Source organism: Nocardia sp. CA-084685, from assembly GCF_050955785.1.
Lineage (GTDB): Bacteria > Actinomycetota > Actinomycetes > Mycobacteriales > Mycobacteriaceae > Nocardia.
In genome coordinates, this window is record NZ_CP192094.1 from 270,633 (window position 1) to 292,732 (window position 22,100).

Genomic DNA, 22,100 nt, shown 5'->3' on the forward strand with positions numbered 1-22,100 from the left:
CTGATGATCGCGACGCCGGCCCTCGAGCCCCCAGAAGCGTGGGCACGATGTGGCCGGGTGTCGCGCCCACATTTCCTTACAGCCAGGAGCATGAGTTCATGACAGAAGCCGCACCGGCCACCACGGCGAGCCGTGACGCGGATGCTGAGTCGACCGCGCTGGGTACTCCGCTGCGGCCCTTCCGCTTCGCGGCCGCGGGCGAGGGAAATAAGCAAGAGGGCGGGGCCAGGAAGTTCGTCCAGACCGCGCAGACAGCCGAGGAATACGGTTTCGACACCTTCGTTGTGCCCGATCACCTCGGTGATCAGATCGGCCCGATCGCCGCACTCGGTGCGCTGACCCAGGCCACCGAGCGGATCCGGCTGGGAACCTCGGTGCTGGCCAACGGTTTCCGGCATCCGGTGGTGCTGGCAAAGGACCTGGCCACCATCGATGTGCTGTCCAAGGGCCGCCTCGAGGTGGGCATCGGTGCGGGCTGGAAGCAGGATGAATTCGTCGCCGCTGGTCTGCCGTACGAATCGCCGGGCGTGCGTCTGGCGAAGTTGGACGAGACCCTGACCATCCTCGATGTGTTGCTGCGTGGCCAGGAATGCACCTTCGAGGGCAAGTACTACCAGGTGCACGGTGTCAAGGGCACGCCACGGCCGCGGCAGGGTCCGCGCCCGCCGATCTGCACCGGCGGCGGCGGTCCGAAGATGCTGCGGCTGGCCGCCAAGCACGCCGATATCATTTCGGTCGTTCCGGTCACTACCCAGAACGGCAAGGGACTGCTGTCCGGGATCACCTTGGAAAAGACCATCGAGAAGGTGAACCTGATCAAGGAAGCCGCGGGTGAGCGTTTCGCCGATATCGAGCTGAACTGGGCCATTACCGCGATTGTCATCACCGACGACCGGGAGAAGACCGCCGAGATGGCGTTGTCGGCCATCGATCGCGGACTGCACCCGGACCTCGAGGTCGACGTAAAACTGTCGGTCGAGGAAATCCTCGCCTCGCCCTATGTGGCAATCGGCACATTCGAGGAGATCGCCGAACAGATCCGTCAGGTGCGGCAACTCACATCGATGTCCTATGTTGGTGTATTCCCAACCCAGATGGACGCGTTCGCGCCGATTATTCCGCTGCTGCGGGGGGAGTGACCCGGTCTTCTCTGTAACATGACTCTGGTTTGAGAACATCTAGCCGATAGCGGTCTACCGCGCAGACCGCAATAAAATCTGCAGGCTGGCTCTCGCATGTAGAGCACCCGCGGGCGATAGCGAGTCGGGGCCTCACAGGTAACAGCGGCGTTGTCGCCGTCTTGCTGCGTGTGCCTCGGAGGAGATGAAGGAATGGACGAGACTTTCGACGATTACCTGGATGAGACCGGGAACATCCGTATTCCCGATGATCACACCCTGGTAGACCACGTCGAGAAGCACACCCGCAACGACGCGAACACCCTCGCGTACCGCTACATCGACTATTCGCGCGAGCGTGACGGTGAGGCGCTGGAGCTGACGTGGCGTGAGTTCGGTATTCGGCTGCGCGCGGTGGCCGCTCGACTGCAGCAGGTGACCAACCCGGGTGACCGGGTCGCGATCCTGGCCCCGCAGGGCCTGGATTACGTGATCTCCTTCTTCGCCGCGATCTACGCGGGCACCATCTCGGTGCCGCTGTTCGACCCGGACGAGCCGGGCCACACCGACCGCCTGCACGCGGTGCTCGGCGACTGTGAACCCTCGGCCATTCTGACCGCGAGCTCCTCCGCGGCTGGTGTGCGCCAGTTCTTCCGCTCGCTGCCCGCCGCCCAGCGTCCGCGCATCATCGCGGTCGACGCGATCCCCGACGCCGTCGGCGAGAGCTGGGTGCGTCCCGATGTCGCGGTCGATGACATCGCCTACCTGCAGTACACCTCGGGCTCCACCCGCGTTCCGGCCGGTGTCGAGATCACCCATCGGGCGGTCGGCACCAACCTGCTGCAGATGGTCGACGCGATCAACCTGGACTGGAACTCGCGCGGTGTCACCTGGCTGCCGCTGTTCCACGATATGGGTCTGCTGACGGTGATCCTGCCCGCGGTCGGCGGCAAGTACATCACCATCATGTCGCCGAGTGCGTTCGTGCGTCGCCCGTACCGCTGGATCAAGGAACTGGCCGCCCATAAAGACGGCGCCGGAACCTTCGCCGCCGCACCGAACTTCGCCTTCGAGCACGCCGCCGCGCGCGGTCTGCCGAAGAACGGCGAGTCGCTGGATCTGTCCAATGTGATCGGCCTGATCAACGGCAGCGAGCCGGTGACCACTTCGTCGATGAAGAAGTTCAACGACGCGTTCGCCCCCTACGGCTTACCCAAGACCGCGATCAAGCCCTGCTACGGCATGGCAGAGGCGACGCTTTTCGTCTCCGCGACCAAGGCCGAGGACGAGGCAAAGGTCGTCTACGTCGACCGCAACGAACTCAATGCGGGCCGCATGATCCGGGTCGAGCAGGGCGCCGAAAACGCCATCGCACAGGTCTCCTGCGGTTATGTCGCGCTGTCGCAGTGGGCCGCCATCGTGGATCCGGAGACCGTCGATTCCGACGGCGGCGGGCACGAGCTGGCCGACGGTCAGGTCGGTGAGATCTGGCTGCACGGCAACAATATGGGCATCGGCTACTGGGGTCGTCCGGACGAGACCGCCGCGACCTTCCACAACAAGGTCACGCATCGTCTCGTCGAGGGCAGCCACACCGAGGGCACCGAACTCGACGCCAACTGGATGCGCACCGGTGACTACGGCGTGTACTTCGAGGGCGAGTTGTACATCACGGGGCGGGTGAAGGACCTCGTGATCGTCGACGGCCGCAATCACTACCCGCAGGACCTCGAGTTCTCCGCGCAGGAGGCCTCGAAGGCGCTGCGACCCGGTTTCGTCGCCGCGTTCTCGGTGCCCGCGAACCAGCTGCCCGCCGAGGTATTCGAACAGGGCAGCCATTCCGGCCTGAGCTTCGATGCCGACGACGCCTCCGAGCAGCTGGTCATCGTGGCCGAGCGCGGCCCGGGCGCCGGTAAGGCCGACCCGCTGCCGATCGCCGACGCGGTCCGCGCGGCCATCTCCCAGCGCCACGGTGTGACCGTGCGCGACGTGCTCTTGGTCCCCGCCGGTTCGATTCCACGGACCTCCAGCGGCAAGATCGCTCGACGCGCCTGCAAGACTGCTTATCTGGAGGGAACGCTGCGGGGTGGTTACACCCAGCAGGCTTTCCCCGATGCACCGGAAGAGTAATTGCCCGAGCGTGGCTCGACCCGGCTATCGACACCCGACGTGACTTCCCACGTCAGGCGTCGATTCGCGGCGTGCCCGGTACGCAGACAGGTAGCTTGAGGAACTGATGGCTGACAACGAGGGCACGCCCGACCAGACGACCGAGATCGTGCCCGCCGATGCGGACGCGGTCGATACCACTGACGCCGGGCAGGCTGCGCCACCCGCCGCGACGACCGATATGTCGGTTGCGGAGCTGCGGGAGTGGCTGCGGCGCTGGGTCGCCGATGCGACCGGTCAACCGCTCGAGCAGATCACGGTGGATCGGCCGATGGAGGAGTTCGGGCTGGCCTCACGCGATGCCATCGCACTCGGCGGTGATATCGAAGAGCTGACCGGTGTGGTGCTGACGGCGACGATCGTCTACCAGCATCCGACCATCGCGTCGCTGGCCGAGGTCGTCATCAACGGTGTGCCGGAGTTGCCGGAGGAGTCGGGTAACGACTCGTTCTACACGGCCGGGTATCAGCCGGGCGATGCGCACGACATCGCGATCGTCGGCCTGTCCACCCGGCTGCCCGGTGCGGGCGATACGCCGGAGTCGACCTGGGAATTCCTGATCAACCGCGGTGATGCGATCCGGGAGCGTCCCGAGGGGCGTTGGGACGAGTTCACCGAAGACCCGGCGGTGGCCGCGAAGGTCGCCGAGGGCAACACCCTGGGCGGCTACCTCGACCAAGACGTAGTCAAGGGCTTCGATGCGGAGTTCTTCGCGATGTCCCCGATCGAGGTCGAGCGGGTCGATCCGCAGCAGCGCTTGATGATGGAGCTGACCTGGGAAGCATTGGAGCACGCCAGGATTCCCGCAAGCGAACTCAAGGGCGAGGCGGTCGGCGTTTTCGTCGGCACTTCTACCAACGACTTCGCGATGGTGTCCGCACTCGGCTTGGGTCAGTCCGATCCGAATGCACCCGCCTCGGCTGATGCGTACGCGCTGACCGGTGGATCCTCGGCCATCGTCGCCAACCGAATCTCCTACTTCTACGACTTCCGTGGCCCCTCGGTCGCTGTCGACACTGCTTGCTCGTCCACGCTGGTCGCGGTGCACCAGGCTGTGCGCGCGCTGCGTGATGGTGACGCCGACTTGGCCTTGGCTGGCGGCGTGAATATGTTGCTGGCCCCCGCGATCACTCTCGGCTTCGATTCGATCGGCGCGGTCGCAAAGAACGGCCGCATCAAGGCGTTCTCCTCCGATGCCGACGGCATGGTCCGTTCCGAGGGTGCCGGTCTGGTGGTGCTCAAGCGGCTGGCCGATGCCGAACGCGATGGTGATCGCATTCTCGCGGTGGTCAAGGGCTCGGCTGTCAATTCCGATGGCCGGTCCAACGGCATCGTCGCACCGAACCCGGATGCGCAGGCCGATGTGCTGCGCCGGGCCTATCGAGATGCGGGCATCGCGCCGTCCACGGTCGACTACGTCGAGGCGCACGGCACCGGCACGCTGCTCGGCGACCCGATCGAGGCCGATGCGCTCGGCCGAGTGGTCGGTCGCGGTCGCGACGACGACAAGCCCGCGCTGCTCGGCTCGGCGAAGACGAACTTCGGTCACCTCGAATCCGGTGCCGGCGCTGCCAGCCTGGCCAAGGTGGTCATGGCGCTGCAGAACAACGTGCTGCCGCCGAACGTGAACTATGCCGGGCCGAACCCGTATATCCCGTTCGAACAGGCCCACCTGAAGGTCGTCGACGAGCCGACGGAATTCCCGCGCTACAGCGGTACCGCCACCATCGGTGTTTCCGGCTTCGGTTTCGGTGGCACCAATGCCCACGTGGTCATCCAGGAATACAAGCCGACTCGGGCCGGGGCTGACCAGAACGAGATCGTTGGCTCGGCAGACGAGGTTGCGGAACTCGGCGCCGAAGCCGACGAGGCGGCAGACCAGAGCGAAACGATCGACGCGGATATCGAGGCCACAGATGTGGTCGCGGAGGCCGATCAGATACTCGCGGAGAGTGCCGAGCAGGGTGCAGGAGATGTAGGGGTTGTTGCGGAATGGTCGACCGAGCGGGTCGAACCGCTACCGGTGATCCTCGCGGTATCGGCCTACCTGCCATCGCGCCGCCGCCGCGCCGCCGCGGAGCTGGCCGACTGGCTGGAAACCGAGGAAGGCCGTAACGCTCCGCTAGAGGATGTGGCGCGTTCGCTGGCCAAGCGCAGCCATTGGCGTTCGCGTGGCGTCGTCGTCGCCAAGACCCACGAGGAGGCCGTTGCTGGCCTGCGTGCGATCGCCGCAGGTAAGCCGGGTCCCGGAGTGTTCACCGCGGACGCGCCCGCCGTGCAGGGCCCGGTCTGGGTGCTCTCCGGATTCGGTGCGCAGCATCGCAAGATGGGTAAGCAGCTCTACCTGGAGAATTCGATCTTCCGCAAGACCGTCGACGAGGTCGACGAGCTGGTGCAGGACGAGGCCGGGTATTCGGTGCGCGAGATGATCCTGGACGATGCCCAGGATTACAACGTCGGCACCTCACAGGTAGGCATCTTCACCATTCAGATCGGTCTGGCCGCACTCCTGCGTGCGCATGGTGCGCAACCCGATGCGGTGGTCGGCCATTCGATGGGTGAGGTGGCCGGGGCCTATATCTCCGGTGGTCTCGTACTCGAGGACGCGGTCCGTGTGATCTGCGCCCGCTCGCGCCTGATGGGCGAGGGCGAGGCGATGATCAGCGATGACGACGTGCGCAATATGGCGCTGGTCGAGCTGAGCGCCGCCGATGTCGAGGCGCTGCTGGTGGACTATCCGGATGTCGAATGCGCGGTATACGCGGCGCCGACGAATACCGTGATCGGTGGCCCGCAGGATCAGGTCGCGGCGATCGTGGCCAAGGTCGAGCAGGCGGGCAAATTCGCTCGCGTGCTGCAGACCCGCGGCGCGGGACACACATCGCAGATGGATCCACTCCTCGGTGAGTTGGCGGCGGAGCTGGCCGGTATCGAGCCGACCAAGTTGACGGCGGGTTTGTATTCGACCGTCAACAAGGAACAGTTCTACCGGCCCGGCAGCGACCCGGTGCACGACGAGGACTACTGGGTCAAGAACATGCGCCACTCGGTGTACTTCACCAACGCGGTGAAGCTCGCGGTGGACACGGGCCACACCACCTTCCTGGAGTTGGCGCCGAATTCCGTTGCGCTGATGCAGGTTCTGGGCACGACTTTCGCGGCGGGCGTGCACGATGCGCAGCTCATCCCGACCCTCAAGCGCAAGGAAGACGAGTCGGCGGGCGTGATCTCCGCGCTGGCACAGCTTTACGTGCACGGACATCGCGTCGATCTGCCGTCGCTGCTCCCCGCGGGCGACTACGCCGATATTCCGCGGACCGCATTCCTGCGCAAGCCGTACTGGCCCAAGGCGAAGATGGCCACCGGCAGCGGTAATGCTCGTGTGCCCGGTGCGCATGTCGCGCTGCCGGATGGTCGGCACGCGTGGGAGGTGCAGGCCTCGGCCGTCACCGATCTCGCGGTGCTGGTGAAATCCGCTGCGGCACAGGTGCTCAGCGACGTGTCGTTGGGCGCGTCGGTTCCGCACGCGGTGCTGCCGAGCACCGGAACGCTGACCACGACGTTGATTCCACACCTGGGTGGCGCGTCGGTGCAGGTGCATGCGCGCGAGGGTGCGAGCTTCCAGCTGCTGTTCGAAGCGGTCGTCGCCTCGAGTGCGCCGCTGCCCGAACCCGTTGCCGCAGCGGCGGTTGCGGGCACCGAGGTCGCGAGCACCGGGAACGCCGATCTCGAGGTCGTCGAAACCTTCGGTGAGCGTTGGGATCCGGCGGGCACGCAGACCCTGGAGGAGCGGCTGGCGTTGATCGTCGCCGAGTCGATGGGGTATGCGGTCGAGGATCTGCCGATGGAGATCCCGCTGATGGAGCTGGGTCTCGATTCGCTGATGGCCATGCGCATCAAGAACCGCGTCGAATACGAATTCGATATTCCCCAGCTGCAGATCCAGGCCGTGCGCGATGCCAACCTGATCGAGGTCGGCAAGGTGTTGCGCTATGCCATCGAGCACCGCGACGAGGTGCAGGCCATCGCCGATAAGCAGGCGGCCGGTGAGGAGATCGCGGTCGACGGCGGATTCATCGCGGCGGCACGTGCTGCGGTCGCCGCTGGTGCGGATCCGGCGGCTGTGGTGGCGAATGCCGCTGCCGGTGAAGAGGTTTCGCTGGATGCCGAGAACACTTCGGTGGAGGCGGAAGCCGAGAAGATCGTCGCCCAGGCGGAGACGGCCGCCGGTATCACCGGTACTGCCGCTGGTGCCGCCGCGCCTGCCCCGGCCAGTCCCGAGTCGGGCGCTGCGGCCGAGGCCGACGACGCTGCGGTCGAGCGCGCTCTGGACGCCGGGAACACTACCGCGGTCGGCGCGGCCGACGACGCTGCGGTCGAGCGCGCTCTGGACGCCGGGAACACTACCGCGGTCGGCGCGGCCGAGGCAGTGACTGCTGACGCGGCTCCCACCGAAGCCGCCGCGATTTTCGGCGGTCAGTCCGCCACCGCCGATGAGGACGATGTGCCGCCGCGTGATGCCGCCGAGCGGTTGACCTTCGCGACCTGGGCGATCGTCACCGGTAAGTCGGCGGGGGGCATCTTCAATACCCTGCCGATTCTGGAGGAGGAGGTCGCCGAGAAGTTGGCGGCCCGACTCACCGAGCGGGTCAAGGCCGAGGTCACCGTCGATGATGTGCTCGACTGCGAGACCATCGAGCAGCTCGCGGATATCGTGCGCAACCTGCAGGACAGCGGTGCCGATGTGGAGGGTTACGTACGTGCGCTGCGTCCGCGTGCCGATGGCTCGAATGCGGTGCCGGTCTTTGTCTTCCACCCCGCCGGCGGCAACACCCTGGTCTACGAACCGCTGTTGAAGCGTCTGCCCGCCGATACCCCGATGTACGGCATAGAACGGGCTGACGGCGAGATCGAGGAACGTGCCAAGCAGTACGTGCCGCAGCTGCGCAAGATCCAGGGTGACGGACCGTACGTACTGTACGGCTGGTCGCTCGGCGCGGTGCTCGCGCTGGCGGTCGCGCATGTGCTGCGCGGTGAGGGCGCTGATGTGCGTGTGGTCGGCCTGATCGATCTGGCCATTCCGGCCGAGCCCGAGGACAACAGTCCCGAGGAGCGGATCCGTCGCATCGAGCGCTATCAGGCCTTCGCGAAGAAGACCTATGGCGTCGAAGGTGAACTGCCGCAGGAGCAGTTGGAAGAGCTCGCGTTGGCCGATGACGAAGATCAGTTCAAGATGATCAGCGATTTGGTCAAGATCAGCGGTACCAAGATTCCGGGCGGCGTGCTCGAACATCAGCGCACGTCCTGGATCGAAAACCGGGCGTTGCAGAAGATGCGGCCCGCGCGCTACGAGGGTGAGGTAGTGCTCTATCTGGCCGATCGGTACCACGACGGCGCGATCGAGCTCGAGCCTCGCTTCGCGGACCGCTTGCCCAATGGCGGTTGGGATGAATACATTCCGAACCTCGAGGTTATACATATTCCGGGTGACCACCTCCAGATCGTTGACGAGCCGCGGATCGGCAAGATCGGAGCCGACCTCACCGCGAAACTTGCTGTGATTGCCCCATAGGGGTGCCTGATGAGAGGGTGTAAGTGAGCACTACTGCCGAGAAACTCGCCGATCTGCGCAAAAGACTTGAATTAGCGCAGGAACCGGCGGGCGAAGCGGGGGTGGCGAAGCGGGCGAAGAAGGGAATTCCGAGCGCCCGCGACCGGATCAATATGTTGCTCGATCCGGGTACCTTCGTGGAAATCGGTGCGCTGGTGCGCAAGCCGGGTGACCCTTCGGCGCTGTACGGCGACGGCGTGGTAACCGGGCACGGCCTCGTCGAGGGCAGGCCGGTGGCGGTTTTCTCGCACGATCAGACCGTCTACGGCGGTTCGGTCGGAGAAATGTTCGGCCGCAAGGTCGCCGCCATCCTGGAGTTCGCGGCCAAGGTCGGCTGCCCGGTGGTCGGCATCAACGACTCCGGCGGTGCCCGGGTACAGGAGGCCGTGACCTCATTGGCCTGGTACGCCGAGCTGGGATTGCGCGTGGAGCCGCTTTCCGGGATGGTGCCGCAGGTTTCGATGATCCTCGGCAAATGCGCGGGCGGGGCGGTGTACGCCCCGATCAATACCGATGTTGTGGTGGCCACCCACGAGGCTTACATGTTCGTCACCGGGCCCGGCGTGATCCGGGAGGTCACCGGCGAGGACGTCAGCCTGGAGGAACTCGGTGGCGCCAATAGCCAAGCGCAGTACGGCAATATCCATCACGTCGCCGATGATGAGCAGTCAGCGTTCGAATGGGTGCGCGCGTATCTGGGCTTCCTGCCGACGAGCTGCCAGGAACAGCCGCCGATCGTGAATCCTGGTCTGGAGCCTGAGATCACCGAATCGGATCTGGAACTGAATTCGATCGTCCCGGACTCGGACAACGCCGGGTACGACATGCACGACATCCTGTTGCGCATATTCGACGACGGTGATTTCCACGAGATCGGCGCAACGGCGGGGCGCAATGTCATCACCGGATTCGCGCGGGTGGACGGCCGCAGCGTCGGTGTGGTCGCGAATCAGCCGATGGTGTCCGCCGGTGCGCTCGACGCCAGGGCCTCGGATAAGGCCGCGCACTTCGTGCGGATGTGCGACGCGTTCGATATTCCGCTCGTATTCGTTGTCGACACACCGGGATTCCTACCCGGTGTGGAACAGGAGAAGATCGGCGTCATCAAGCGCGGCGGCCGCTTCCTGTTCTCCTACGTCGAAGCGACCGTGCCGAAGGTGACCGTGGTTATCCGCAAGTCCTATGGCGGCGGATACGCGGTAATGGGTTCGAAACAGCTCGGTGCGGATGTGAATCTGGCCTGGCCGACCGCGCGGATCGCGGTCATGGGCGCCGAAAGTGCGGTCAGCTTGATCGGCCGCCGACAGATCGAAGCGGCGCCGGAGGATCAGCGTGCCGCGGTGCGTCAGCAGATGATCGACTTCTACAACGCGACCGTAGCGACGCCGTGGGTCGCCGCGGAGCGCGGCTATATCGACGCGGTTATCGAGCCCTCGACCACCCGTCTGGAACTTCGTCGTGCCCTGCATCTGCTGCGCGATAAGGCGCTCATCCGCAACCCACGCAAACACCACCTGCTGCCGCTCTGACGTGATCGGGCCGCATCCCGGATGGAGTGCGGCCCGATGCTGTTGCGTGTCAGCGCAAGTCAGGCGATGGTCGCCGACTCGATGATGACGTCGTCCTGTGGCACATCCTGGTGCATGCCCGCTGAACCGGTGGAGACCGCGGCGATCTTGTCGACCACCTCCGAGCCCTCGGCCACCTTGCCGAAGACCGTGTAGCCCCAGCCCTGCGCGGTCGGCGCGGAGTGGTTCAGGAAGCCGTTGTCGGAGACGTTGATGAAGAATTGCGCGGTGGCCGAATGCGGGTCGTTGGTGCGGGCCATCGCGACGGTGTACTTGTCGTTCTTCAGGCCGTTGTTCGCTTCATTCTGAATCGGGGCCTGCGTGCCCTTCTGCTGCATCTCAGGGGTGAAGCCACCGCCCTGGATCATGAAACCCGGAATGACGCGGTGGAAGATGGTGCCGTTGTAGTGGCCGGCGTTCACGTAATTCACGAAGTTCGCGACGGTATTCGGGGCCTTCGCGTCGTCGAGCTCCAGCACGATCTGTCCGTAGTTGGTTTCGAGATTCACCTTTGTCATAAAGCCCACCTTTCCATCCCCATGGCAACTGGTCAGCAGTTCGGGTCGACTTTGCTCACTCACCACGATGGTCGCCAGCGTGGTAGCCGCGCCCGTGTGGGCACTGTGAAGCCGCACCAGTTCCCTGGTTGCCGCACATACCTGTGTTGTCGACGACGCGCCTCAGCTCAGGTTTCGAGCGAAGCGAGATCGAGCATGCGCCGTTCGCGGCCCGGCTTGCGTCCGAGTGGCCGAAGCGCATGCGACGTAGTCGCGAGTCTCGGCCACTCGGACGCAAGCCATCCAGGGGCCGCGAACACGTCGCGGCGAAGCCGCGACAATTAAACACAGCTACCATTGCGAACCGTGCCCGACGCCGCTACCGCTGTCTTGACAAAACCGCCCGCCGCGCCCGAAGTCGCACCGAGCGATTTCCGAACCGCGCGCCTCGTCGCGCTGGTCGCCGGCGCGCTCGGCGCATTGTTCGCGCTGGCGGCTCCGTTCTTACCGGTCAGCCAGACCACCGCCACGCTGAATTGGCCGCAGGACGGGGCCCTCAACAGCGTGCAGGCGCCGCTGATGTCGCAGGTGCCGATCGATCTCACCGCCAGCATTCCGTGTACGGCGGTCGATCAGCTGCCGAGTTACGGCGGGATGCTGCTGGCCACCGCGCCGCCGCAGGGCGACCGGGCCTCGCTAGAGGCGATGTTCGTGCGGGTCTCGGACACCACCGTGGATGTGGTCGACCGCAATGCCGTGGTGGCCTCGGCCGAGCGTGCGCAGTTGGGCGCGTGCACGTCGATCACCATCAGCTCCGATATGAATCGGACCAGGGCCGCGTTCGAGGGTGTGACCACCACGATCGAGCGGCCGGTCGAGGGCGCGGCGCCCGGGGCAACGCAGAAGGTCGAGGTACCGGTCGAGGGGCAGCTCAACGGTGATCTGCGGCCGCAGGTGGTCGGCGTCTTCACCGATTTGAAGGGCGCGGTGCCCACCGGCCTCTCGTACCACATGACGGTGGACACTCGGTTCTCCTCCAGCCCGACGCCGGTCAAGTTGATCGCGATGATCGCGGCGGTGCTGTGCACGCTGATCGCGCTCGGCGCACTGGCTCGCCTCGACGGCAGCGACGGGCGCGGGCACCGCCGGTTCCTGCCCGCCAACTGGCTGAAGCCGAACTGGGCGGACGGCGCGGTGGTCGGCACACTGCTGCTGTGGCATTTCGTGGGTGCGAATACTTCCGATGACGGCTACATCCTGAGCATGGTGCGGGTGGCGCCGCATGCGGGCTATATGGCCAACTACTTCCGGTGGTACGGCGTGCCGGAGGCGCCGTTCGGCTGGTATTACTACGTCATCCAGGCCTTCTCGGAGATCTCCACCGCGAGCCCGTGGGTCCGGTTGCCCGCGCTGTTCTGCGCGATTCTGTGCTGGATGGTGATCAGCCGCGAAGTGGTGCCCCGGCTCGGGCGAGGGGTGCGCAACAGCAAGGTGGCGCTGTGGACCGGTGGGCTGGTCTTCCTGGCGTTCTGGCTGCCGTTCGACAACGGTTTGCGCTCGGAGCCGATCGTCGCGCTCGGCGCGCTGCTGACCTGGGTGTCGATCGAGCGGGCCATTGCGACGGGTCGGCTGTTGCCCACCGCGGTGGCGATTCTGGTGGCCGCATTCACCTTGGCGGCCGCCCCGACAGGTCTTATGTGTGTGGCAGCGTTGCTCGCCGGTATCCGGCCGCTGGTGCGGATCGTGGTGCGGCGGCATCGGCAGTTCGCGGCGCAGGGGGTGGGCAAGTGGGGTTCGACGCTGCCGCTGCTCGCGCCGATCGCGGCCGCGGGTCTGCTGGTGCTGATCGTGGTCTACAGCGACCAGACCTTCGCCGGTATCCAGGAGGCCAACCGGGTGCGGCAGGTGACCGGCCCGAATCTGGCCTGGTATGAGGACTACCTGCGCTACTACTACCTGTTCGTGGAGACGGTCGACGGATCGCTGTCGCGTCGGTTCGCCTTCCTGATCATGCTGCTGTGCCTGTTCACCACCATGCTGGTGCTGCTGCGGCGCAGGCAGGTTCCCGGCATCGCCAGCGGTCCGACCTGGCGGCTGATGGGCGTGGTGTTCGGAACCATCTTCTTCATGATGTTCAACCCGACGAAGTGGACCCACCACTTCGGCGCGTACGCGGGCATCGCCGGATCACTGGCCGCGGTCACCGCGGTGGCGGTTTCGGCAAGTGCGTTGCGGGCCAGGAAGAATCGGGCGATCTTCCTCGCCGGATTGCTTTTCGTGCTCGCGATCGCCTTCTCGGGCATCAACGGCTACTGGTATGTGTCCAGCTTCGGCGTGCCGTGGTTCGACAAGCGGATCTCGCTGCACGGCTACCAGTCGAACACGTTCATGCTGGTGCTGTTCGGGCTGGCGCTGGCACTGGTCGCATGGGCGACGCTGCGCGAGGACTACACCAAGCCGCAGCCGTCGGCGAAGTCGGTGCGCGGCAAGCGGATTCGCAAGTTCGCCGCGATCCCGCTGACCGTCGTCGCCGCGCTGATGGTGCTGCTCGAGGTGTGCTCGCTGCTCAAAGGCGCGGTGTCGCAGTACCCGGCCTATTCGCTCGCGCGCTCGAATTTCGATTCGGTGCAGGGTAATTCGTGCGGTCTCGCCAATGACGTGCTGGTGGAACCGGATGTGAACAAGGGCAACGGCATGCTCACCCCGATCATCGATCCGGTGAATCCGCCCAAGAACGGCGATCCGCTGGCCGGCGCCGATCCGGTCGGCTTCGATCCGAACGGTGTGCCCGAGAAGCTCAGCGCCGACACCATCGAGGTGAAGCCGGGTACCGGCAACACCTCCACGCAATCGGTCGGTCCGGTCGGTGCGGACGGTCAGAACGCGGGCACCGACGGCGGTTACGGCGCGACCGGTGTCAACGGCAGCCGGGCCACCCTGCCCTTCGGCCTCGATCCGGCCACCACGCCGGTGATGGGCAGCTACCAGCAGGGCGTACAGCAGCCCGCGCATCTGGTCTCCAGCTGGTACCAGCTGGCGCCGCGCTCGGATGATCATCCGCTGGTGGTCATCTCGGCGGCGGGCCGCATCCTGTCCGTCGACGACACCGGCGACACCAAGTACGGCCAGTCGCTGACCGTCGATTACGGCAAGCACCTGCCCGACGGCAGTGTGCAGATGCTCGGCACCTACCTGCCGCGCGATATCGGTCCCTTCCCGTCGTGGCGCAATCTGCGCATCCCGCTCGACGAGATCGCACCCGATGCCGATGCGGTCCGCATTGTCGCCAATGACCCGATTCTGATCGGCGATCAGTGGCTGGCGTTCACCCCGCCGCGGATGCCGAAGTTGGCCACGCTGAACAGCTTCATCGGCTCCGAGCAGCCGGTGCTGCTGGACTGGGCGGTCGGACTGCAGTTCCCGTGCCAGCGGCCGCTGGACCACAAGAACGGTGTGGCCGAGGTGCCCGGTTACCGGATCCTCCCGGACCGTCCGCTGGCCATCAGCTCGACTAATACCTGGCAGGCCGAGGAATTCGGTGGTCTCCTCGGCTTCGGTCAGATGCTGGCGAAGTCGAGCACCGTTCCGACGTATCTGAAGAACGACTGGGCGCGGGACTGGGGTTCATTGGAGCGGTACGACCAGTACTACCCGAATGCCGTGCCAGCCAAGTTGGATACGGGTACGGTCAGCCGGTCGGGGCTGTGGTCGCCCGGACAGCTGCGCGTGTTCTAGGTCGTGAATGAAGGCAGGCCCGTCGAATTCGGCGGGCCTGCTCTCGTTCGGGGACTGAGTTGTACTCCGCGTCCCCTCGTGTCCGGATTCCGGGAAATTCGGACGCCAGGTGCGCTCAGGTCAACAATGCCCCGCAACGACGAAAGGCCGCGGCGTCGGCTGTGCTGGCCGACGCGACGGCCTGGTGGATGACGGTTTGCGGACTAGACCTTCGCCATGCGTAGGCCCAATTCACGACGGAGCAACTCTTGCGGGGTTTGGCGGGATAACACGCGTAGCACCGCCGGTCGAAGCTCCCGTAGTTCATCCTCGGTGAGCAGTCCGACGAGGTCGCGCAGATCCATATCATCGAAGGCCGCGGTCATGAATAAAAGGTTAAGGCCAGCTTCACGAGTGGGAAGGCTTTCGTGGCCAACTTTTACGACATGGTCACGCTGGTTCACCGTCGTAACGTGCGCGGGCCGCGAGCACGTCGTCCATGCGCTCCTCGGCCCACATTTTTATGGCGCGCATCACAGGCTGCAGGCTATGACCGAGCGCGGTGAGTTCGTAGTCGACCCGGACCGGCACCTCGGCGGTGATCCGACGTTCGAGTAGGCCGTCGCGCTCGAGGGTGCGCAGGGTTTGGGTGAGCATTTTGGGGCTGACGCCGGAGATGACGCGGTTGATCTCGGCGTAGCGCAGCGGGCCGTCGGCGAGGGCGTTGAGTATCAGGCTGACCCATTTATCGCTGATCCGGTCGAGAAGGTGGCGCATCGGGCATTCGGCCACGTAGGCGTCGTATTGCTGTTTTGCCAGGTCGCGGCGTTGTGCCGCGGTCGTTGTCGCCATCTGCTTTCCCTGCCGCCCGTTACGCACTTCTAGGTAACTACTACCCGACAGATAGTAACGCGACCTAGTTTGTCGAGGTAACCCGATAAGCGAGAAGGAGTGCCATGCGTGCGGTAGTAGTCCGGCGACCCGGCCCGGAGGCAGTCGCGGAGATCATCGAGGTGCCGACGCCAGAGCCGGGACCGGGTTCGGTTCGGGTGAAAGTGGCCGCGGCGACGGTCAATCCGGTGGACCTCATGGTTCGAAATGGTGTCGGCGGGACTGCGTTCGCCGCCCCGCGCGATCAGTGGGGAATCGGATGGGATGTCGCCGGCGTCATCGACGCCGTCGGGTCCGGTGTCGATTTCACGGTGGGGCAGCAGGTGATCGGCATCAGCGACCGTCTCGACATCTCGTTGGCGGCCCAAGCCGATTATGTCGTCCTCGAAGCCCAAAACATCGCCCCCGCACCGACTTCCGTACCAGCGACCGCCGCCGCCACCATCCCGCTCAACGGCCTCACCGCCCTTCAGGCCCTAGCCGCCCTCGACCTGACGCCTGCCGATTCCCTCCTCATCACCGGCGCGGCAGGCGCGGTAGGCGGCTATGCCGTCGAACTCGCCGCAGCGCGAGGTATTCGAGTAATCGCCGTTGCGTCGGCTGCCGACGAATCCACCGTTCGAGCCTTCGGCGCCACCGACTTCATCCCCCGCGAAGCCAACCTTCCGGATGCCGTCCGAGCCCTCATACCCGGCGGCGTAGACGCCGCCCTCGACGCCGCCGCCCTCGGCCCCGAAACCCTCGCCGCCGTCCGCGCCCGCGGTCGCTTCGTCTCCGTCAGCGTTCCAGCCACGCCGATCCCCTTGCGCGGCACCAAGGTAACCACCGTCCTGGTCCACGCCGACCGCACCCAACTCGACGAACTCGTCGCATTGGTCGACAAAGGCCAACTCACCCTCCGCGTAGCGCAAACCTACCCGTTGGATGCGGTTGCCGACGCCCAGCAGCGCCTCGCGGCAGGTGGCCTGCGCGGCCGCCTCGTTCTGATCTCCTGACCCAGCGAATTGTCTTCAGGCCGAAAGAAGCGAGACGCGTCCAGCCCCACCGCGCACGCTAGCGCGCTCGGATCGGGTCGGCTTTCTTCCAGCCATTGACCGATCGCACTGTGGTCGTGATCGTCGCGGGTGTGGCGGTGGGGGCGTAGGGGGTGAACTGTTCCAGGGAGCCCCAGTCTCGGGTCCAGTTGTGGTCGAGGTAGGTGGGGATGGTTCGGGATTTCAGGAGTAGACCGGTCCAGCCGAGGGGGCCGCCGCCGATATCGTCCTGCCAGGCGTTGGAGGCGTCGGAGCCGACGCGGTCGGGCAGGATCCGCCACTGGGGGACCTCGGCGACGCCGTCGTGGTGGTCGAACGGGCGCTGGCAGGGGAAGGCCAGGCCGACGTGCCAGTCCAGCAGGACCGGAGCGGTTTCGCCGACAACGGAATTCAACGTGGACAGATGCGGCAGCCGGGGCGGGGTGACGGCCAACCACTGCTTCTGGGTGATGTCGTTGTCGACCGCGACCAATCGCACCGCGTTCACGTCGGCGGGCAACTTGTCCAGTGGCACGCGGAGATTGCGCCATGACGGAGCGGGGCCGATATCGAGCGGATCCACCGAGCCGAGCGTTTGCACCTCGCCGTCGGCTCCTCGCACGCCGTACTCCAGGTGCAGCTCCTGTCCGTAGGTGAGCACACCGTCGGCGTCGATCGAGCGGATCCGGCCCGCCGCGGTAATGCTGAGTACCTGGTAGGCCGGGTCGTTGCGCATGCTGTCGGTGAGATCGAGCCGGTACCACTGCGTGGTGAGTTTGGCCTGCTGTTGGTCGGCTCCGTCCTGGTAGCTGCCCATGATCGGGGTACGCGCCGGATCCAGGCCGAACGGCAATGCCACTGTGCTGCCATTGATTCCGGCCTGCTGACTGGTGCCGCCGCCGGTGCCCGCACCGGTGGTGTTGGTGGTCTTGTTCTTCGAATCCTTGTTCACCGAATTCGCACCGCCGCTGACCGTCTCCTCGGCATCGGCGGTGAGGTCGGCGGCCACGCCATTGGGCGTGAATCCCTTCGATTCCGCGGACAACCCGTCGGCGGGGGAGCCGGCGTAGGGGAGCAGCAGTGAGTCCGCCGTATCGGTCTCCACCAGCACCTCGTTGGCCAGCGCACAGGTATTACCGTTCAGCGATTCGAGATTCGACTTCGCGATCGAGTATGCCGGGTACTGCGTGGCCGCCGCCTTGGCCATCGATGCGACCTCGAACAGCACGAGCAGCGCGGCCGCGATCGTCAACGGTGCGGAGGCATACCGCTCGAAACGACCTGGCGCATCCGTCTTCTCGCGATACGGCTCGCGATAGTGCAGCCACACCGCAACCACCAGCGCGACTCCACTGAGCCCGAGGAACAGCGTCGACAGGCCCTTACCGGCGACCAGCGGGGCCTTGTCCCACCACGGCACACCGTAACTGGATACGTACCACCAGCCATTGGAGCCGGTAAAGGTGATCGCCAGCAGGAACAGCACCGCCGCCGCGAACAGCGCGCGGTTGCGTGGCGAGCGAATTCCGTTGGTCCCCACCGCAACCGCCGCCAGCGCCGCCAGCGATCCGGCCAGCCCGGCGTATACGCCGAAGTGGTGGGTCCATTTGGTCGGTGTGAACATCATCAGCAGCAGCGAGGCGAAGACGATGCCCAGAATCCGCACCGACGGCCCGCGCGAGGTCCCAGGAATCCGCCCCTTGCGCAGCACCTGCAGCACACAGACCAGCAGACACAGCAGCATGACCAGCACACCGAACCGCCGCGCCAGCGATCCGTCCGGCGAGAGCATCAGCAGCGAATCCCACCGCGTCCGCTCGTCGAACCAGGCCACATTCGGCCCGACGAGGGTGCGCACCCGGGTCGCTTCCATCACCGTCGCCAGCGTCTGATCGGCGAAAACCACGATCAGCACGAGAGTTCCCGCGGCGACCCCAGGGGCCAGCAGCGCCGCATAACGGAAGACAGTGGCCAGGCGCGACGTACTGTGGTCCTTCTGGGGAGCGACGGCGGTCCGTTGCTCGGCATCCGATCCGCCTTCATGCCCAACCGCATTCGCGGTGCCCGCGGAAACCGGTTCGGATCGGTTCCCGGTCCGCTCGGCATCCGGTGCCGCCAGCGTGCCCGCCGCATCACGCGCCCGCCGAATAATGATCTGCAGCACCGGCCGCGAACCCGCGATCAGCGCCGCCACGCAGATCAGCCCGGTGGGACCGGCCGCCAGCGAGAACGCGGCGATCAGCACACCGACCGCGGCGGGCAGCAGCCGTCCGGTCGCGATGGCCCGCTCGATCGAGCACCAGGTCAGCAGCGCGCCTGCGGCGATCAGCGGTTCCGGTCGCAGTCCGTTGTCATAGGGCAGCCAGAACGCGAGGAAGACCAGACCGGCGGTCCACAGGGCCACCTTGTGCCTGCGCACTCGAGCGCCCAAGCGCGGCAGCACCTCTCGGCTGATCACCATCCAGCACACGATTCCGGCGGCCAGTGTGGGCAGCCGCATCCACGGGCTGGCATCGGAGACCTTGGTCATCCAGGCCAGCACCTCGTAGGACCAGCCGAACGGCGCTTCGGGCACCGCGAACCAACGGTAGTAGTTGGCCATGTATCCGGAATGCTCCGAGACACGAGCCATGTTCAGGATGTAGCCGTCGTCGGAGGTATTCGCGCCGATAAAATGCCACAGCACCAAGATGCCGAGGATCGCCGCGTCGGCGAGGGTGAATCGCCACCAGTGCGCGGGCAGGAACCGGCGCGCCCGCCGACCGTCGGCATTGTCGAGCAGGTGCAGCGCGACCAGCGCGATGATCGTGCATATCGCCGCGGCGATCATCGCGCCGAGCTTCAGCGCGGACGGAGTCGAGGAGAAGCGGGAATCGATATCGGCGTGCAGTTTCGCGCCATCGAGCTTCGCGGCATCCAGATCGGTGAAGACGCCGACTACCTGCGGGCGGATATCGCGGGTGATGCTGTTGCGGAAGGGCGTACCGTCCTGGCGCTTCGCACCGACGAATTCGACCGAGGTCGCGGCCGCGGTCGCGGTGATGGTGACGGACTCGCACCCGGCTATCTCGGCGACCGGCGCGGACAGCAGCGGCACATCACGCTGCAGCACCGCGAGTGTGCCGTCGGTGACCGAGACGATCAGTCCCTTGGCACTGGCCTGACCCGATGCGTACGGAATGGTCGACAGCACCGTGCCGGATCCGGCGGCGGTCACCACCGAGCACGGCAGCGTCGCATCCAACCGCAGCGGCACATACGAAACCAGCGGCGCCTCGACACTTGCATTGCCCGCCTGGGGCCAGTCGAGCGCGGCCTGATCCTGTTTCACCGGAAGCAACGGCGTCAACAGTGCCAATACGAATCCGAGCAACCCGGAGACGAGGGCGATCAGGCGGTTGCGGGTGAACGCTGCAGAAGTTCGGTCCGGTCGCACGAGGGACCATGCTAGCCACCCGCGTTGGTGACGCTCGCCACCGAGATCATCGCCGCCGCCTACCGCAGCGACCGGACGTCCCAGAGCCACACGTCATCGACCTGTCGCGGCGCGACGTCGAGCAGTTCGGTCATGGTGGTGCGCAGCACTTCGGAGTTCTTGGTCGCGGGCAGGACCACCACATCCGCCTCCCAGAAGCGCAGATCGTCGAGTGCCTGTGCACGGGTATCGGCGTCGATGGGCGGGACGACCCCGGTGTCCAGGGCACCGACGAGCAGCGCGGTGGTCGGACGGAAATCGGGTCCGTAGATGCCTTTCTTATTCGCGCCGGTCGGGCCGACGAAATAGCCTCCGGCGAGCGGGAAGTCGAAGTCGGCGTCGGCCTGCCAGCGCAATGCCTTCGCGTCGGGGGGACGCGGCGGCGGCACCATGACGACCGAGCCGCCACTCACGTACTTCATTACTGTCCCGTCGGCGAAGAACTCCGGAGTCGGTGCGCGCTCGATCACCGGAAGTACGGTCGGAGTGAGCGGAGCCAAGGCCAGCCCGAGCGCCGGGAACCAGGCCAGCGGCCGCCAGTCGACCGGTGACTGCCGCCACCAGGTGACCGCCCGCTGGGTCGCCAATGCCAGCACCGCACCGATGGCCGGAATCGCGGCCATGGTTAGCCGAGTCTCCAGCACCGTATTGAGCAGTGGGACCAATTCGGCCCAACGCCAGGGCAATTCGACCCCGGTCGACTGCTTGCCGATCATGGCCGTCGCACCCAGCGAAAGCACCCCGAAGACCACCATCACCGCGGTCGCCGCCCGGACCACCCGGTCACGCCACAGCAGCGCCACCGTCACGAGCAGCAAAAGTAGCAGTGGCCAGCCGAAATAGGCGTTTTGCTCGGTGTCGTTCATGGACACGTACTGGCCGGGCGCGAACATTCCACCCAGCGATTCGGCGGGGAACTGCACGATGGCCTTCAGATCGTTGCCCATTGGTCCATGGTCGATCGAGCGATAACTCTGCGGGCCGAAGAACTGCCACCACAGCGGAATTTCGGTGAGCATCAAGGTGATCACCGCCGCCAATGCGATGGTCGGGGCGAGCGAGCGCAGCACCCGCCAGCCTCTGCCCGGTGTGTGCAGGTAGTACACGAGGCCGAAAAGTCCGAAGGCGAGCGCGAAGATCAGCAGCGGTTCCTCACCGAGCGCGATCTGCATCGCTACCAGGAAGCCGAGCACGACGGCATCACGAACTCGCCCGCGCGGCTGGGTGGTATCCGCGGCTGCCGTACGTCGTGCGAGGCGGATCAACAGCAGCGCGATGACCGGAAGCAGCGCAAGCAGCACGAAATTCGGGTGGGCGTTGGCATGGGAGATCATCGCGGGTGCGAAACCGCAGAACAGTCCGCCGATCGCGGCGGCCAGTCGGGACTGCACCAATTCCCGGGAGAACAGCCAGTACCAGGCGAACGCCGTGGAGGCGAGGCCGAGCGTGAGGACGAGCACGAAGGTGACGGTCGGTCCGAACAGCAGCGTGACCGGCGTCAACGGCACTCCGACCCCGAACATGGCCGTATTGGCCATCATGTTCACACCGGCCGGGAAGTTCTGCAGATTGGTGCCGAGCGGATTCTCCAGGTGCGCCACCGAATGTGCGGTGACCGCGAAGAACCATTCCCACATGGTCTGGTCCTGACCGCTCTTGATCAGGTACCCGCTGTGTGTATTGCGCCACTGTCCGGAAAGCACCGTGATCGCCAATGCCAGATAGCTCGCCGAGGCGACCAGATCACTGCGATCGACCCGGATCCGTCTCCGCTTCGTGATGCGCGGCTCGGGTCTGGCCCCGCCAGCCGGTGTCGAATCCTTGGTGACGACGCCTACTGCTGGTGGTGCTTCGACCTGCAAAACGAACTTCTCCCACGTAAATGGTCAGATCAGCGGTCCACGGTACCCAATTACCCTGTGGATCGCCCGGCTCCCGGCCCTTGCTGCGCCGGATTCGGGGCCGCGACGCTGCCGTCGGCGGCCACCGGTCAGTGGACGGCCAGGTCGGCCGGTACCCGGCAAGTTACCCATGTTCTCGCGAA

At 65.8% G+C, this 22,100-nt stretch carries 11 protein-coding genes; 6 read left to right on the forward strand and 5 right to left on the reverse strand.

The genetic code is table 11. The features are described 5' to 3' along the window. Window positions 1–98 precede the first annotated feature (98 nt). From ACQP2U_RS01220 to ACQP2U_RS01235, 4 genes are all read left to right on the forward strand, one after another. Complete coding sequence (locus ACQP2U_RS01220; RefSeq protein WP_397036413.1) at window positions 99–1,139, forward strand: LLM class F420-dependent oxidoreductase; 1,041 nt, start codon at window positions 99–101, stop codon at window positions 1,137–1,139. A gap of 192 nt (window positions 1,140–1,331) precedes the next feature. After that, window positions 1,332–3,248 carry a long-chain-fatty-acid--AMP ligase FadD32 gene (fadD32, locus tag ACQP2U_RS01225; protein WP_433712975.1) on the forward strand — a complete coding sequence of 639 codons (1,917 nt, stop codon included), beginning with the start codon at window positions 1,332–1,334 and terminating at the stop codon, window positions 3,246–3,248. Between the two features lie 106 nt (window positions 3,249–3,354). Beyond that, complete coding sequence (gene pks13, locus ACQP2U_RS01230) at window positions 3,355–8,859, forward strand: polyketide synthase Pks13 (protein WP_433712976.1); 5,505 nt, start codon at window positions 3,355–3,357, stop codon at window positions 8,857–8,859. 23 nt (window positions 8,860–8,882) lie between these two features. Next, complete coding sequence (locus ACQP2U_RS01235) at window positions 8,883–10,427, forward strand: acyl-CoA carboxylase subunit beta (RefSeq protein ID WP_397036407.1); 1,545 nt, start codon at window positions 8,883–8,885, stop codon at window positions 10,425–10,427. Between the two features lie 59 nt (window positions 10,428–10,486). Here ACQP2U_RS01235 and ACQP2U_RS01240 read toward each other — a convergent pair whose 3' ends face one another. Next, window positions 10,487–10,984: a peptidylprolyl isomerase gene (locus ACQP2U_RS01240; protein ID WP_433712977.1), complete on the reverse strand. Its 498-nt coding sequence runs from the start codon at window positions 10,982–10,984 to the stop codon at window positions 10,487–10,489. A gap of 345 nt (window positions 10,985–11,329) precedes the next feature. Here ACQP2U_RS01240 and ACQP2U_RS01245 point away from each other — a divergent pair, with 345 nt between their 5' ends. Beyond that, on the forward strand, window positions 11,330–14,698 hold the full coding sequence (locus tag ACQP2U_RS01245; RefSeq protein WP_433712978.1) for an arabinosyltransferase domain-containing protein: 3,369 nt from the start codon (window positions 11,330–11,332) through the stop codon (window positions 14,696–14,698). Window positions 14,699–14,901: 203 nt separating this feature from the next. On the opposite strand, the gene ACQP2U_RS01250 is transcribed toward ACQP2U_RS01245, so the two are convergent. Next, window positions 14,902–15,063 (reverse strand): hypothetical protein, encoded by a 162-nt coding sequence (locus ACQP2U_RS01250; RefSeq protein WP_169811244.1) that lies wholly within the window; start codon window positions 15,061–15,063, stop codon window positions 14,902–14,904. A 64-nt stretch (window positions 15,064–15,127) separates the two neighbouring features. Next, entirely contained in the window at window positions 15,128–15,529 is a 402-nt protein-coding gene (locus tag ACQP2U_RS01255; protein ID WP_433712979.1) for a winged helix-turn-helix transcriptional regulator, read from the reverse strand. 104 nt (window positions 15,530–15,633) lie between these two features. On the opposite strand from ACQP2U_RS01255, the gene ACQP2U_RS01260 reads away from it, so the two are divergent. Next, entirely contained in the window at window positions 15,634–16,563 is a 930-nt protein-coding gene (locus tag ACQP2U_RS01260; protein WP_433712980.1) for an NADP-dependent oxidoreductase, read from the forward strand. Window positions 16,564–16,621: 58 nt separating this feature from the next. Here ACQP2U_RS01260 and ACQP2U_RS01265 read toward each other — a convergent pair whose 3' ends face one another. Next, on the reverse strand, window positions 16,622–20,017 hold the full coding sequence (locus ACQP2U_RS01265; protein WP_433712981.1) for an arabinosyltransferase domain-containing protein: 3,396 nt from the start codon (window positions 20,015–20,017) through the stop codon (window positions 16,622–16,624). A 59-nt stretch (window positions 20,018–20,076) separates the two neighbouring features. Next, window positions 20,077–21,918 (reverse strand): glycosyl transferase, encoded by a 1,842-nt coding sequence (locus ACQP2U_RS01270; RefSeq protein ID WP_433712982.1) that lies wholly within the window; start codon window positions 21,916–21,918, stop codon window positions 20,077–20,079. Window positions 21,919–22,100 lie beyond the last annotated feature (182 nt).

What these genes read in the sequence shown, in the direction of transcription:
- ACQP2U_RS01220 (WP_397036413.1), top strand. Translation starts at nt 99, where the DNA reads ATGACAGAAGCCGCACCGGCCACCACGGCGAGCCGTGACGCGGATGCT.
- fadD32 (WP_433712975.1), top strand. Translation starts at nt 1,332, where the DNA reads ATGGACGAGACTTTCGACGATTACCTGGATGAGACCGGGAACATCCGT.
- pks13 (WP_433712976.1), top strand. Translation starts at nt 3,355, where the DNA reads ATGGCTGACAACGAGGGCACGCCCGACCAGACGACCGAGATCGTGCCC.
- ACQP2U_RS01240 (WP_433712977.1), bottom strand. Translation starts at nt 10,984, where the DNA reads ATGACAAAGGTGAATCTCGAAACCAACTACGGACAGATCGTGCTGGAG.
- ACQP2U_RS01250 (WP_169811244.1), bottom strand. Translation starts at nt 15,063, where the DNA reads ATGACCGCGGCCTTCGATGATATGGATCTGCGCGACCTCGTCGGACTG.
- ACQP2U_RS01255 (WP_433712979.1), bottom strand. Translation starts at nt 15,529, where the DNA reads ATGGCGACAACGACCGCGGCACAACGCCGCGACCTGGCAAAACAGCAA.
- ACQP2U_RS01260 (WP_433712980.1), top strand. Translation starts at nt 15,634, where the DNA reads ATGCGTGCGGTAGTAGTCCGGCGACCCGGCCCGGAGGCAGTCGCGGAG.